The 14,789-nt window shown below is 65.8% G+C and carries 7 protein-coding genes; all 7 read left to right on the forward strand.

The window, feature by feature from the left end:
* The first annotated feature begins 6 nt into the window (after window positions 1-6).
* Entirely contained in the window at window positions 7-996 is a 990-nt protein-coding gene (locus tag ACX36O_RS08650; protein WP_488359661.1) for a branched-chain amino acid ABC transporter permease, read from the forward strand.
* A gap of 219 nt (window positions 997-1,215) precedes the next feature.
* Window positions 1,216-7,266, forward strand: a complete 6,051-nt coding sequence (locus tag ACX36O_RS08655; RefSeq protein WP_488359662.1) for an alpha-2-macroglobulin family protein — start codon at window positions 1,216-1,218, stop codon at window positions 7,264-7,266.
* A gap of 217 nt (window positions 7,267-7,483) precedes the next feature.
* On the forward strand, window positions 7,484-9,721 hold the full coding sequence (pbpC, locus tag ACX36O_RS08660) for a penicillin-binding protein 1C (RefSeq protein ID WP_250131020.1): 2,238 nt from the start codon (window positions 7,484-7,486) through the stop codon (window positions 9,719-9,721).
* Between the two features lie 322 nt (window positions 9,722-10,043).
* On the forward strand, window positions 10,044-11,201 hold the full coding sequence (locus ACX36O_RS08665; protein ID WP_371686892.1) for an alpha-hydroxy acid oxidase: 1,158 nt from the start codon (window positions 10,044-10,046) through the stop codon (window positions 11,199-11,201).
* A 162-nt stretch (window positions 11,202-11,363) separates the two neighbouring features.
* Window positions 11,364-11,819, forward strand: coding sequence for an SPOR domain-containing protein (locus ACX36O_RS08670; protein WP_213361074.1), 456 nt, complete (start codon window positions 11,364-11,366; stop codon window positions 11,817-11,819).
* Window positions 11,820-11,891: 72 nt separating this feature from the next.
* Window positions 11,892-13,109: a DNA polymerase IV gene (dinB, locus tag ACX36O_RS08675; RefSeq protein ID WP_371686891.1), complete on the forward strand. Its 1,218-nt coding sequence runs from the start codon at window positions 11,892-11,894 to the stop codon at window positions 13,107-13,109.
* 483 nt (window positions 13,110-13,592) lie between these two features.
* The gene (locus ACX36O_RS08680; protein ID WP_371686890.1) at window positions 13,593-14,669 is read left to right on the forward strand and encodes an extracellular solute-binding protein; all 1,077 of its coding nucleotides are present in this window, start codon (window positions 13,593-13,595) and stop codon (window positions 14,667-14,669) included.
* Window positions 14,670-14,789 lie beyond the last annotated feature (120 nt).

Below are 14,789 nucleotides of genomic sequence, written 5' to 3' on the forward strand. Positions count from 1 at the left end.
AACAAAATGAACAAGACTATCGGTTACGGCTTGCTGCTTGCGCTCGCTCTGGCAGCCCCTTTCGTGGTGTATCCCGTCTTCATGATGAAGCTGCTGTGCTTCGTGCTGTTTGCCTGCGCCTTCAACCTGCTGCTGGGCTATACCGGCCTGCTCTCCTTCGGCCATGCCGCCTTCCTCGGCGGCGCCGGCTACATCACCGGCTGGGTCATGACCCAGGTGATTCCCGATCCGGTCATCGGCATTCTGGCAGGCACCGCCTTTGCCACCCTCATCGGGGTCATCATGGGCTACATCGCCATCCGCCGCCAGGGCATCTACTTCGCCATGATCACGCTGGCGCTGGCGCAGATGTTCTTCTTCATCGCGCTGCAGGCCAAGTTCACCGGCGGCGAAGATGGCCTGCAGGGCGTGCCGCGCGGCATGATCGCCGGCATCCTCGACCTGGGCAATGACTTCGTGATGTACTACGTGGTGCTGGCCATCGTGGTGGCCGCCTTCCTGCTGATCTACCGCACGGTGCATTCGCCCTACGGGCAGATCCTCACGGCCATCAAGGAGAACGAGCCGCGCACCATCTCGCTAGGCTATGACGTGGACCGCTTCAAGCTGCTGGCCTTTACCCTGTCTGCCGCACTGGCCGGTCTGGCCGGTGCGACCAAGACGGTGGTGCTGGGCTTTGCCACGCTCACCGATGTGCACTGGTCGATGTCGGGTCTGGTGATCCTGATGACGCTGATTGGCGGCATGGGGACCTTGCTGGGTCCGGTGGTGGGGGCCACGATCGTGGTGATTCTGGAGAACCGCCTTGGCAACATCGGGCACTTCCTGGCCAGCCTGACCGGGGTGAACTGGTTCAACAGCCTGGGCGAGCAGGTGAACCTGGTGATCGGATTCATCTTCGTGGTCTGCGTGATGCTCTTCCGCCGTGGCATCGTCGGGGAGTACATTGCGCTGGTGCAGCGGCTCAAGCTGGCTTCCGTCGGCAAGAAGCGATAAGAGCCCACTTCCACTGTCCAATGCCGGCCCCAGCGCCGGCATTTTTCATGGTGCTGCCATCTGCCTCCCCCACACTCCCACGTGGCAATTTTTTCTTGCCAAATGCGACGAATACTTTCTTACGCATGGCATGATAGGCACCTGCGGACGCAAGGCGACAGCTTCCCGTCTGCACCCCTTCCGGGATCGTCCAACGACACTCACAGGCAGACCTGGCACATGACTTCGCACCTCGGAACCCGATCGCCCCAGCCCGACGCGGCTGCTGACAATAATGCTTCTTCCCCATCCCGGGGCAGGAACGCCTGGCGGCTGGCGCTGCCCCTGCTGGCGCTGGCCGCGGGGGGCTCGGCGCTGGCCCTCAAGCCGCTGAGCATCTCGCCGCAAGGCGAAGTGAGCAAGGTACGCCAGTTCGTGGTGACCTTCGACAAGCCCGCCGTCACCGCCGGCAATCCGGAAGCACCGGCTCCATTCAGCATCAGCTGTACCAGCACCAACAAGCAGATTGCCATCCCGCGCTACAACGGTGCCTGGCGCAATCCGTCCTCATGGGCGGCGGATTTCGACGACTATCTGCCCGCCGATGTGCGCTGCACGGCCAAGAGCAGCCCCGGTTTCCGCTCACCCACCGGCGAAACGCTGGAAACCACCACGGCGCAGTTCCACACAGGCGCCCCCTTCGTGCAGACAATCAGCCCCGGTGGCGGCAGTATCGACGAGAGCCAGGCCTTTGTGCTGCGTTTCAATGGTGCCGTCGATGCCGCCAGCGTGCAGGCAGCCAGCCATTGCGAAGTGGAAGGTATCGGCGAACAAGTGCCCACGCGCGTGATCAGCGGCGATGACCGCGCGGCCATCCTCAAGTCGCGCTGGTTTGCCAAAGAGGCCGAAAAGCAGCCCGACCGTTTTGTGGTGCTGCAGTGCAACCGCACGCTTCCGCAAAGCGCTGCCGTCTCCCTCACCCTGGGCAGCTATCGCAGCCCGGGCGGCCTGACCAGTCCGCAGCCGCAGAACTGGAAGTTCAAGGTACGCCCGCCCTTCGAAGCCACCTTCAGTTGCGAGCGGCCGAATGCACAGGCGGCCTGCCTGCCGATCCGTCCGGTACGGCTCGAGTTCAATGCTCCGGTGCCCATGAACTGGGCCAAACAGGTGGTGCTGCGCAGTGGCAACACCACGCTGCAACCGGATTTCAGCGCGGATGAAGCCAAGGCGGCCAGCGTGGAGGAGATCCGTTTCAAGCCCGCCCTGCCCGAGCAGAGCACGGCACAACTGGTACTGCCTGCCGGGCTCAAGGATGACGCCGGCCGCCCGCTGCAGAATGCCGACAGCTTCCCGCTCATGGTGCGTACCGGCCCCATGCCGCCGCTGGCCAAGTTTGCGGCCGCCCCCTTTGGCGTGGTCGAGCGCTTTGCCGAAGGCCCGGATGGCCCCGCCCTGCTGCCCATCACGCTGCGCAAGGTGGAAGCCGCCCCGGCTGTGAAGGCGCTGCAGCCGGGCGGTACGGTACGCACTCTCACGCCCGAAAGCGACGCCGAAATCATTCGCTGGTACCAGCTCGTGCGCGACTATGACGGCGAGCTGGTGGAGCGCACCAAGGCGCGCAAGGACGGCATCCAGACGCTGCCGCCGGCACTGCCCGAGTCCAATGACGACGAGCAGACCGACATTCCGCCCAGCATGGTGCAGGCGCGCATGGTCTCGCTGCTGGCCCAGGCCGGCGGCGCCAGGGCCACCGAGCTGCCCAAGCCCGAAGGCGGCGATCCACGCCCGTTCGAGGTGGTCGGCATTCCGCTGCAGCCGGGCTTCCATGTGCTGGAAATCGCCTCGCCCGTCCTTGGCCAGAATCTGCTGGACCCCCGTTTCAAGCAACGCACCATGTATGTACGCACCAGCGCACTGGTGACCAATCTGGGCGTGCACTTCAAGCATGGCCGCGCCGGCTCGCTGGCCTGGGTCACTCGGCTGGACAACGGCAAGCCCGTCCCCAACGCCAGCGTGGCGGTGAGCGGCTGCAATGGCAAGCTGCTGGCCTCCGGCAAGACCGATGCCAAGGGCATCTGGCGCCATGAGCAGGCCATCGAGGCGCCCAGGTGTGGCGAGTACGACCAGGAGAGCGCCCTGTTCGTCAGCGCCCGTGCCGCCGACGACAAGGGCGGCACCGACATGGCCTTCGTCTGGAGCGACTGGAACCGCGGCATCGAAAGCTGGCGTTTCGACGTGCCCACCAGCAGCGATCCCAAACCCGACCTGCGCGCCCACACCGTGCTCGACCGCACGCTATTGCGTGCCGGCGAAACCGTCTCGATGAAGCACTACCTGCGCACCGAAACCCTGCGCGGGCTGGCCGCCGCGGGACAGATGCCGACGCAGCTGCGCATTACCCACGTTGGCAGCGATGAAAGCATCGAACTGCCGCTGGTCTGGCGTACCACCGCCACGGGCGGGCAGACCGCTGAATCCACCTGGGAGACTCCCAAGGCGGCCAAGCTCGGCCACTACCGTGTGGCGCAAATCGGCAAGGACCGCAAGGGCGAGCCCTATGAACTCGACAGCGGCGAATTCCGCGTGGAGGAATTCCGCCTGCCCACCATGCACGGCAGCATCGCGCCGGTGCAGAAGGACACCCTGGTGGGCAGCACCGAGCTGCCGGTGCAGGTGCAGCTGGCCTACCTGAATGGCGGCGCCGCCAGCGGCCTGCCGGTGCAGGTGTCGGCCAGCATCAAGCCGGCCTATGCCTGGTTTGACGACTACGGCGGCTTCAGCTTCAGCAAGAGCGAACGCTGGTCGCGCCAGACCGAGGACGACAGCGAAGACGAGGACGCCCCCGCCAGCAAGACGCAGCTGCTGGCCGACCGCCTGGCACTGACGCTGGGCAAGGACGGCGCCGGCCAGGTGAAGATTCCCAACATTCCCAAGAGCGGCCAGCCGCAGGACGTGACGCTGGAAGCCAGCTACAGCGATCCCAATGGCGAAATCCAGACCCTGCAGAGTCGGCAGCGCATCTGGCCGGCAGCGGTAGTCGCCGGCATCAAGACCGAGTACTGGGTGTCGGTGGACAAGGACCTGAAGTTCCAGGCACTGGCGCTGGATGTGCATGGCAAGCCGCTCAAGGACGTGAAGCTGGCCGTGCGCGGCGTGGCGCACAGCACCGTCACCAGCCGCAAGCGTCTGGTGGGCGGCTTCTACACCTACGACAACCAGGACAGCAGCAAGGACCTGGGCATCCTGTGCAGCGGCAAGAGCGACAGCCGCGGCCTGCTGGTGTGCAACGCCAGGGTCGATGAGCCCGGCGAGGTGGAGCTGGTCGCCAGCGCCACCGACGGCGAAGGCCGCAGCACCGAGGCCAGCACCAGCGTCACCGTCACGCGCCAGGGCGAGATCTGGTTCGGCGGCGAAGACCACGACCGCATGGACGTGCTGCCCGAAAAACGCGACTACCAGCCCGGCGAAACCGCCCAGCTGCAGGTGCGCATGCCCTTCCGCTATGCCACTGCCCTGCTCAGCGTGGAGCGCGAAGGCATTCTGCACAGCGAGGTGGTGGAGCTGAACGGCAAGGATCCGACCGTCAAACTGAAGATCCAGCCCGAATGGGGGCCGAACGTATACGTGAGCGTGCTCGCCCTGCGTGGCCGCCTGCGCGACGTGCCCTGGTACAGCTTCTTCACCTGGGGCTACAAGGCACCACGCGAATGGTGGCGCGCCTTCTGGCATGACGGCAAGGAATACGTCGCACCCACGCCGCTGGTCGACCTGAGCAAGCCCGCCTTCCGCCTGGGCATGGCCGCTCTGAACGTGGGTGTGGAAGGCCATGCCCTGCAGGTGAGCGTACAGCCCGACAAGGAAGCCTACCAGGTACGCCAGCAAGCGCAGGTGCTGATCAGTGCCAAGACTCCTGATGGCAAGCCCGCCGCCCATGCCGAAGTGGCCGTGGCCGCGGTCGACCAGGCCCTGCTGGAGCTCAAGCCCAACACCAGTTGGGACCTGCTGCATGCCATGTTCCAGCAACGCGCATGGGGCGTGGAAACCGCTACCGCGCAGATGGAAATCATCGGCCGCCGCCACTATGGCCGCAAGGCTGTGCCGGCTGGCGGTGATGGCGGCAACGGCGCCGCCACACGCGAACTTCTGGACACCCTGCTGCTGTGGAATCCGCGCGTGCAGCTCGATGCCAACGGCCAGGCCCGCATCACCGTGCCGCTGAATGACGCCCTGACCCGCTTCAAAGTGGTAGCCGTGGCCGACAGCGGCCAGGACCTGTTCGGCACCGGCGAAGCCAGCATCCGCACCACGCAGGATCTGCAGATCATCAGCGGCCTGCCGCCGCTGGTGCGCGAGGGCGACCAATATCGCGCCCAGATTACGCTGCGCAATACCACCAAAAAGGACATGCAGGTCGAGGTCACGCCAAAGGCCACCCTGCTCGAACTGAAACCGCAGAGCGTGACCATTCCCGCCGGTGGTTCGCACGAGATTGCCTGGGACGTGACGGCTCCCCCGCAACTGACCGCGACGCGCACGCAGGAGATCGTCTGGGAAGTGAGCGCACGCGACACCGCCGGCAGCAAGGCAGCCGATGCCCTGAAGATGAGCCAGCGCATCATCCCGGACGTGCCACTGACGGTGCAGCAGGGCATGCTGGTGCAGGTGGATGACAAGAGCATCAGCCTGGCGCCGCCCCCGCAAAGCCTGGCCCTGGCCGATGGCAAGGCGGCCCAGGGCGGCGTGAAGATCGCGCTGCAGCCCTCGCTGGCCGAAAGCCTGCCGGGCGTGCGCGACTGGTTTGCCAACTATCCCTACGTCTGCCTGGAGCAGAAGGCGAGCAAGGCCATCGGCCTGCGCGACAACGCGATGTGGCAGGGCATTCTGAATGAGTTGCCCACCTATCTGGACGCCGACGGCCTGGCCAGCTACTTCCCGCCGCAGGAAGGCGGCCGCGCCCGCGGCAGCGATACGCTCACCGCTCACCTGCTGGCCAGTTCGCATGAAGCCGGCTCGCTGAATCCACGCTGGCAGCTGTCGCCTGCCGCGCGCGACAGCATGCTGGGCGGACTGACCAGGTTCGTCGAAGGCCGCATCGAGCGCGACTTCTGGAGCCCGCGCAACGACCGCGACGTGCGAAAGATCGCCGCCATCGAGGCGCTGGCCCGCTATGGCAAGGCGCAGCCGCGCATGCTCACCAGCATCACCATCGCGCCCAACCAGTGGCCCACGCATGCGGTGATCGACTGGCTGAGCGTCCTGCAGCGCATGCCGTCCGTGCCCGACCGCGACACGCTGCTGACCGAAGCCAACCAGATCCTGCGCGCGCGCCTGAGCTACCAGGGCACGCGCCTGCAGTTCAGCACCGAGCGCGATGACTACTGGTGGTGGCTGATGCAGAACGGCGACGTGAACAGCGCGCGCCTGATCCTGGCCGTGGTGAACGATCCGGACTGGCAGAACGAGCTGCCGCTGCTGGTCAATGGCTTCATCGCGCGACAGAAGAACGGTGCCTGGCAGACCACCAATGCCAACCTGTGGGGTGGCCTGGCGCTGGAGCGTTTTGCCGCCAAGGTCGAGGCCGGCCCGGTGAGCGGAAAGACGCTGCTGCGCATGGGCGGCAGCGAGCAGACCATCGACTGGAGCAAGGTCGCGCGCCTGGGTGCCAGCGCCCAGGCCCGTGGCAGTCACTGGTTCGGCGCCCCGGCGACCGAGCGCATGTACACCAACAACACTGCCTTCCTGCCCTGGCAGAACGCGCCCGGCGCGGCAGCCCAGACGCTGAGCCTGCAGCAGCAAGGCAGCGGCAAGCCCTGGGCCACGGTGCAGGCGCTGGCGGCGGTGCCGGTGAAGGCGCCCGTGTCGGCCGGCTACAGCGTGAAGAAGACGGTGACGCCGGTTCAGCAGGCCGTACCCGGCAAGACCAGCCGTGGCGATATCTGGCGTGTGCGCCTGGACATCAATGCGGCTACCGACATGACCTGGGTGGCAGTAAGCGACCCGATTCCGGCTGGCGCCACCGTGCTGGGCAGCGGCCTGGGCCGTGACTCGGCCATTGCCACCGAGGGCGAGCGCGCCAGTGGTCGCGGCTGGCTGGCCTTTGTGGAACGCAGCTTCGAGGCCTACCGCGCCTACTACGAGTATCTGCCGCAGGGCACGACCAGCATCGAATACACGGTGCGGCTGAACAACGTGGGCCAGTTTGCCCAGCCCGCCACGCGCGTGGAAGCGCTCTATGCGCCGGAAGTGTTCGGCGTGGCGCCCAATGCGGCGGTGAAGGTGGAGGCGCGCTGAGTTGGCTGACGGTCTGAAAGGATCGCTGGCGGCGAAAGCACGCCGCTTGTTGCAAGGCCCGGATTCGCCCTGGATTGCACAGGGTCGCGGCGCAGCCCTGCGCCGCGCGGAGTCCGGCGCACGACCGCTTGGCACAGGCGTCGGAGCGATCCTGCTCCAAGTGATCGGCCGTGCACGCATTCATGCATTCGGCTCGGCTCTGCTGGCAGGAAGTGCGGTGCTGTATACCCCCGCAGCCCACGCGCTGCCCAGCTTTGCCCAAGTACGGCAGGATTTCGTCTCCTCCGAATCCCTGCTGCTGGATCGCAACGGCGAGATCGTGCACCGGCTGCGTACCAATCCCCAGGTGCGACGCGGCCAGTGGGTGGCGCTGGCCGATGTGTCACCCGCCTTGCGCACCGCCCTGCTGCTGAGCGAAGACAAGCGCTTCTACGAACACAGCGGCGTGGACTGGCAAGCGGCAGGCGCGGCCGCTTGGGGCAATCTGTGGAACACCCGCACGCGCGGCGCTTCCACCATCACCATGCAGCTGGTCGGCCTGATCGACGACGACCTGAAGCGCGGCCAGGGTGGCCGTACGCTGCTGCAGAAGTTCGGCCAGGCGGCCTCGGCGCGCATGCTGGATGGGCGCTGGCGCAAGGACGAGATCCTCGAGGCCTATCTCAACCTGGTGCCGTTTCGCGGCGAGATCGTCGGCATCGACGCGCTCAGCCGCACCCTGTTCGGCAAGGCCGCGCACGGCCTGGATGCGCGTGAAGCCGCCATTACCGCCGCGCTGGTGCGTGCTCCCAATGCCGGGCCGGATGCCGTCGGGCAACGGGCCTGCGGCGTGCTGGCATCCATGCAGAAAACCCCACGCAGCGCCGTGCTATGCGACAGCCTGGGCTTGTATGCAGCCGGCGTGATGCAGCGCAAGGCCTGGGCGCCGAGCGATGGCAACGCGCCGCATCTGGCACGCAGGTTGCTGAGCGGGCAGCCGGCCGGCACCCGGTTGCGCAGCACGCTGTCCGCCCCCTTGCAACGCCTTGCCACGCAGCAACTGCTGCGCCAGATGCACGAACTTGCGGGCCGCAATGTGCAGGACGGCGCCGTGCTGGTGCTGGACACCGCCAGTGGGGACGTACTGGCCTGGGTCGGCGCGTCGGTGCGCACCAGCCACAGCCCCGAAGTCGATGCCGTGCTGGCGCCGCGCCAGCCGGGCTCCACGCTCAAACCCCTGCTCTATGCCCAGGCGATTGCCGAACGCCGGCTGACCGCAGCCTCGCTGCTGCACGATTCGCCCGCCGCGATTCCGACGCAAAGCGGCCTCTACATTCCGCAGAACTACGACCGCCACTTCAAGGGCTGGGTATCGGTGCGCACCGCACTGGGCAACTCGCTGAATGTGCCGGCCGTGCGCACCATCGGCATGGTGGGTGTCAATCCGTTTGCACGCCAGCTGCGGCAACTGGGCATTGCCCTGGCCCGCACTGGTGACTACTACGGCTACAGCCTGGCGCTCGGCAGCCCGGAGATGAACCTGCTGCAACTGACCAATGCCTATCGCGCGCTGGCCAATGGCGGGCGCTGGGCCGAGGTGCGCATGCAGCTCCCCAACGCACCGGCTGCCAACGCAGGGGATGGTGGCAACGCGGCTTCCGCCACCACAGGGGCAGGCGGGTTCTCCACCTCACAGCCTGCAACAGGCAACCCCGCCTTCCGCCAGGCCATCGACGAGCGCGCCGCCTTCATCGTCGGCCAGATCCTGTCCGACAACAACGCACGCCTGGTCACCTTCGGCCCCAACAGCCTGCTGCACACGCGCTTCTGGACTGCCGTGAAAACCGGCACCAGCAAGGACATGCGCGACAACTGGGTGGTCGGCTGGAGCCAGCGCTACACCATTGGCGTCTGGGTAGGCAATGCGCGTGGCGATGCGATGTGGGACGTGAGCGGCACCAGCGGCGCAGCCCCGATCTGGGCGGCGCTGATGCAGCACCTGCACGCCAGCACGCCCAGCCGGGCTCCAATGCCGCCGCCGGGCGTCGTCAGCCGCCAGGTGCGCTTCGACGTTCCCCCCAGCGCCGGAGCCTCACTGCGCGAACCGCCACGCACCGAATGGTTCATCACCGGTACCGAACAGGCCGTGTTTGCCGTCGCCCCACAGGCCGGGCGCACCTCCGCCAGCGCCCTCGCCCGCATCGACAGCCCGAGCGACGGCACCATCCTCGCCCTCGACCCCGACATCCCGCCCGAGCGCCAGCGCCTGATGTTGCGCACCCGGGTCCCCAACGCGCAATGGTGGATCAGCGGCAAGCGCATCGGCCAGGGGAACGCAGTCGGCTGGCTGCCCTGGCCGGGACGCCATAGCGTGGAATTGCGCCAGGGAGACGGCAAGGTGCTGGATCGGGTGGGAATCGAAGTGCGGGGGGCTGGCGTTCGGACCGGCGCAAACGGTACAAGCGGTCGCCCGTGACGGACCCCTGCAGCGCTGCGCCGCTGCACCCATGCGCGATGAATGTCGAGTGCCAAGTGCCAAGTGCCAAGTGCCAAGTGCCAAGTGCCAAGTGCCAAGTGCCAAGTGCCCCAGGAACGTAAACGGGAACACCTCGCAACCAGCCCGCAAGCCCTCAAAATTTCCTCAATCGCCTCTCGCGGATTTCATCCAAAAGTACCGCCTTTTTTTCCGGGATCGCACTACCATGACACGCCTTGTGCCGCACCCGCCGTTGTGCGACCATTCCCGTTAAACAATAAGCATCCCCGCATTGCCGGAGCCTGCATAGAGGAGATATTCCATGTCCGTCATCACCTGTATTGAAGACCTGCGCGTGCTGGCCGAGAAGCGCGTGCCGCGCATGTTCTACGACTACGCCGACGCCGGCTCCTGGACCGAGTCCACCTACCGGGCCAACGAGGCCGACTTCCAGCCGATCAAATTCCGCCAGCGCGTGGCCGTGAACATGGACAACCGCAGCACCGCTACCACCATGCTGGGCGAGCGCGTGGCGATGCCGGTAGCCATCGCCCCCACCGGCCTGACCGGCATGCAGCATGCCGACGGCGAAATGCTGGCCGCGCGTGCAGCCAAACAATTCGGCATTCCCTTCACCCTGTCCACCATGAGCATCTGCTCCATCGAGGACGTGAGCGAAGCCACCGGCGGCCATCCGTTCTGGTTCCAGCTCTATGTGATGAAGGACAAGGACTTCATGCGCAACCTGATCGATCGCGCCAAGGCCGCCAACTGCTCGGCGCTGGTGGTCACGCTCGACCTGCAGGTGCTGGGACAGCGCCACAAGGACCTGAAGAACGGCCTCTCCACCCCGCCCAAGCCCACCATTGCCAACCTGATCAACCTGGCGACCAAGCCGCGCTGGTGCCTGGGCATGCTGGGCACCTCGCGCCGCACCTTCCGCAACATCGTCGGCCACGCGAAGAGCGTGAGCGACATGTCCTCGCTGGCCTCCTGGACTGCCGAGCAGTTCGATCCAGCGCTGAGCTGGAATGACATCGAGGAAATCAAGAAACTTTGGGGTGGAAAAATCATCCTGAAAGGGATCATGGACAAGGAAGATGCGCGTCTTGCAGTGGAAAGTGGTGCCGACGCCATTGTCGTCAGCAACCACGGCGGCCGCCAGCTCGATGGCGCACCCAGTTCCATCAACGCCCTGCCGGCCATCGTCGATGCCGTGGGCAAGGATATCGAGGTGCACATGGACGGCGGCATCCGCAGCGGCCAGGACGTGCTCAAGGCCTGGGCACTGGGTGCCCGCAGCGCCTGGATCGGCCGTGCCTTCCTGTACGGGCTGGGCGCCATGGGCGAAGCCGGCGTGACCAAGGCGCTCAAGATCATCCACAACGAGCTGGATGTGAGCATGGCCTTCTGCGGCCATACCGACATCAACCAGGTGGATCGCAGCATCCTGCTCCAGGGAACTTACCCGGTGGCCTGATGGGCCTGCTGCGTGTCACAAGCGCATACCATTTGCTTTCCCGCGCGCCCCGCGGGCGGCGCTGCGAATGGGGCACAATAAGGTGTTGCCTGACTGGGCGCGGTTTCGATGCTGCCGCAGCGGTCGGGCGTTTCATGTAATCCTTTTTCCGGATCCATGCACATGACCCTGACTTTCACGCGCGCTGCCAGCCTGCTGCTGGCCACCTCCGCCCTGTCGCTGGCGGCCTGCACCAACATCAACCTGCCGCCGAGCACCGATAGCAATGTGCCGGTGGTCGATGCCAGCATCCATCCCGACGGCGCAGGCACGCCCGCTCCGGGTGCCACGACCAGTGCCGTGGGCAGCTCGCAGGTAACCGGCCAGCCGCTGGCCGGTGCTCCGCTGAATGGCCTGCACCTGCAGGCCGGCACCTTTTCCTCCCAGGCCAATGCCGACCGCGCTGCCGACAACATCCGCACCAAGGTGCCCAGTATGGCCGGCAAGGTCTTCGTGGCACCGCGCGGCGTCAATTTCCGCGTGCTGATCGGCCCCTTCGCCAACGACCAGGAACGCGCCGCCGCTGCCGGCACCATCCGCACCGGCACGGGCAGCGAGGTGGTCAACGCCGCTCCCTGATTCCGGCCCGATCCGCCTACACAGCCACGTGCCCGCATCCAGCGGCGCGTGGCTGTCTTGCTTTGTTGCCCCATGAGCCAGCCCGCCCCGCTGCCCCGCCGCATCGCGCACCTCGACATGGATGCCTTCTTCGCATCGGTCGAACTGCTGCGCTATCCGCAACTCAAGGGCCTGCCGGTGGTGATTGGCGGCAGTCCGAGCCGCAACGACCTCGCGCTGCGCGAACAGTACGGCGAGCGCCATGCGGACATTCCCGTCGATGCGTTCGACCGCCTCGGCAGCTATACCGGTCGCGGCGTGATCACCACCGCCACCTACCCGGCGCGTGCCTATGGCGTGGGCTCCGCCATGGGCATGATGAAGGCGGCGCGTCTGTGCCCGCAGGCCATCCTGCTGCCGGTGAACTTCGAGCGCTACCGCCATTATTCGCGCCTGTTCAAATCGGTCATCACACGCATCGCGCCAGTGATGGAAAACCGTGGGGTGGACGAGGTGTACATCGATTTCACCGAGGTGCCTGGCGGACAGGAGGATGGCGGCCGGGTGCTGGCGCAGCGCATCCAGCAAGCGATTTTCGAGACCACGCAGCTGACCTGCTCGGTGGGCGTGGCACCCAACAAGCTGCTGGCCAAGATGGCGAGCGAATTCAACAAGCCGAACGGGGTCAGCATCGTCCAGCCGGACGACCTGGAGAGCCTGATCTGGCCGCTGTCCTGCCGCAAGATCAATGGCATCGGCCCCAAATCGGGTGCGAAGCTGGAGCGGCTGGACATCCGCACCATCGGCGAACTGGCCGCGCGCGACCGCTTCTGGCTGATGGAGCAGTTCGGCAAGTCCTACGGCAGCTGGCTGCACGATGCGGCCTGGGGCCGCGACGACCGGCCGGTGGAAACGCACAGCGAACCGGTCAGCATGAGCCGCGAAACCACATTCGAGCGCGATCTGCATGCGGTGCACGACAAGGCCGAGCTGGGGCAGATTTTCACCGCGCTGTGCCAGCAGGTAGCGGCCGACCTGCAGCGCAAGGGCTATATGGGGCGCACCATCGGCATCAAGCTGCGCTATCCGGATTTTCGCATCGCCACGCGCGACCACAGCATCCGGCATTACACGGCCGACGCCCGCGAGATCCGCCATGCCGCCGGCCAGTGCCTCAAGCGTGTGGACCTGACGCGCCCGTTCCGCCTGCTGGGTGTGCGGGTGGGCAATCTGCTGCCCAATGACGAGGCCCTGCATCACAACGAAACGCAGGGACAGTCACGCGAAGACACGACTTTGCCGCTGTTCTGAGCCGCTCCCCCTCTCCATTTCCGTTTCGCATCAGGGGTGGGGCTGATTCGGGTGTCGGGGGGCGCTTCGGTTGGCGTTGGGTGCGGGTTGGGCTCATGCTCGCTGCGCTCACGAAATCGCCTAACCCGCACCCAACGCCAACCGAAGCAGGTGCCGTCCGCCCCGAATGACAGAGAGAGTGTATGGGGTGCACCACTGCCGCAGCTTTGGCTTGCGCGGGGAATGGGCCCGGGTCCGGATCAGGCGATTTCGTGAGCGCAGCGAGCCGGAGCCGGAGCCGGAGCCGGGCCCATTCCCCGCGCAAGCCAAAGCGGCCTCAAAGCCCAAATCAACGAACGAGTCCCTCACACTTGCCACAGTAGCACCGTCACAACAGGAATTTCCCTACTTGCATCCGTAATGATATTGATTCGCATTCTTTTATGTATAATGGCACCCACGCGGCAAGAAGCCGTCACGACCAACCAGGAGTTTTTCCGCATCATGTCCCAGCGTTTTCTGAATCGCAAAACCCTCGCCCTCGGCTCTATCGGCGCCGCTGCCCTCGCGGCTGCCCTGGCTGCACCGTCCGTGCTGGCCCAGCAGAAAGTCCTCAACATCTACTCCGCCCGCCACTACCAGACCGACCAGGCCCTGTACGACGCTTTTGCCAAGGCCAACAACGTCAAGATCAACCGCGTGGACACCGATGATGCCGGCGTGCTGCAGCGCCTGAAGGCCGAGGGCAGCGCTTCCCCCGCCGACGTGATCCTGCTGGTGGACGCTTCCCGCCTGGCCAAGGCCGATGCCGACGGCCTGTTTGCCCCGATCAAGTCGCCCGTGCTGGAGAAAGCCATCCCGGCCCAATACCGTGACAACACGCATGCCAACGGCAGCACCTGGTTCGGCTTTTCCACCCGTGCCCGCGTGATCGTGTACAACAAGGCGAATGTCAAGGCGGCCGATGTGGACAGCTACGAAAAGCTGGCAGCTGCCAACAACAAGGGCAAGGTCTGCACGCGCAGTGGCTCGCACCCCTACAACCTGAGCCTGTTCAGCACCATGGTCGAGCACATCGGCGCCGACAAGACGCAAGCCGTGCTGCAGGGCATGGTGGGCAACATGGCGCGGGCACCCAAGGGCGGTGACACCGACCAGATCAAGGCCGTGGCAAGCGGCGAATGCGGCGTGGCACTGACCAACTCCTACTACCTTGCGCGCCTGATGCGCTCCAGCAACCCGGCCGATCGCGCCGTGGTCGAGAAAGTAGGCGTAGTGTTCCCCAACCAGTCGAGCTGGGGTACGCACATGAACATCGCTGGCGGTGCAGTTGCCAAGCATTCCAGAAACAAGGATCTGGCCCAGAAATTCCTGGAATACCTGGCCAGCCCGCAGGCCCAGCGCTACTTTGCCGATGGCAACAACGAATGGCCGGTGGCCAATGGCGCGGTCATCGACAACTCCGCGCTCAAGGCCATGACGGGCGGCAAGGCGTTCAAGTCCGAGACCATCCCGGTTGCCGTGGTGGGCAAGAATCAGGTGAAGGTGCAGCAGATGCTGGACCGCGTCGGCTACAAGTAAGCCGGCAGTTGCCCGGCGCCACACAGGCACGGGCACCGACGAAGTGTTCCCTTGGCGCCGCTTGCGGCGCCTTTTTTATATTCGATCGGGGCGCAAAGCACGAAGCGTGTAGCACGGGCT

Source organism: Brachymonas sp. KE5, from assembly GCF_057773645.1.

Excerpts from the sequence above, each read along its gene's own strand:
- ACX36O_RS08650 (WP_488359661.1), top strand. The coding sequence starts at position 7 with ATGAACAAGACTATCGGTTACGGCTTGCTGCTTGCGCTCGCTCTGGCA.
- ACX36O_RS08655 (WP_488359662.1), top strand. The coding sequence starts at position 1,216 with ATGACTTCGCACCTCGGAACCCGATCGCCCCAGCCCGACGCGGCTGCT.
- ACX36O_RS08665 (WP_371686892.1), top strand. The coding sequence starts at position 10,044 with ATGTCCGTCATCACCTGTATTGAAGACCTGCGCGTGCTGGCCGAGAAG.
- ACX36O_RS08670 (WP_213361074.1), top strand. The coding sequence starts at position 11,364 with ATGACCCTGACTTTCACGCGCGCTGCCAGCCTGCTGCTGGCCACCTCC.
- dinB (WP_371686891.1), top strand. The coding sequence starts at position 11,892 with ATGAGCCAGCCCGCCCCGCTGCCCCGCCGCATCGCGCACCTCGACATG.
- ACX36O_RS08680 (WP_371686890.1), top strand. The coding sequence starts at position 13,593 with ATGTCCCAGCGTTTTCTGAATCGCAAAACCCTCGCCCTCGGCTCTATC.